Below are 352 nucleotides of genomic sequence, written 5' to 3'. Positions count from 1 at the left end.
GATGTCAGCGTTTCGCGAGACAGCTATGACCTGGTGATTCGCATCAACGGCACGACTGATACGTTGCGTGTCGTGTATCACTTCCTGAGCGATGCCACAGCCGGTTATCAGATCGACCGCATCCAGTTTGCCGATGGCAGTGCCTGGGATCTGGACGCAATCAAGACTCAGGTATTGCGAGGGAATGATGCAGACCAGTCTCTGGCCGGTTACGCCACCGATGACCTGATCGACGCCGGTGCCGGTGACGACATCGTCAGTGGTGGTGCTGGCAACGACAGCCTGGCCGGTGGTTCGGGTGCCGATACCCTGAACGGTGAAGAAGGTAACGACTTGCTGCAAGGCGGTCTGG

1 protein-coding gene is annotated in these 352 nt (G+C 58.2%); it reads left to right on the top strand.

The genetic code is table 11. The features are described 5' to 3' along the window. Nucleotides 1-352, top strand: a 352-nt coding sequence (locus GE543_RS26960; protein ID WP_256664809.1) for a calcium-binding protein, incomplete at both ends; no start/stop codon positions are given.

This window comes from Pseudomonas sp. SZ57 (genome assembly GCF_009495975.1).
Classification (GTDB): Bacteria; Pseudomonadota; Gammaproteobacteria; order Pseudomonadales; family Pseudomonadaceae; genus Aquipseudomonas; species Aquipseudomonas syringae.
Note: the sequence above shows the minus strand (reverse complement) of the source record. Positions and strands in the feature narration are given on the sequence as shown.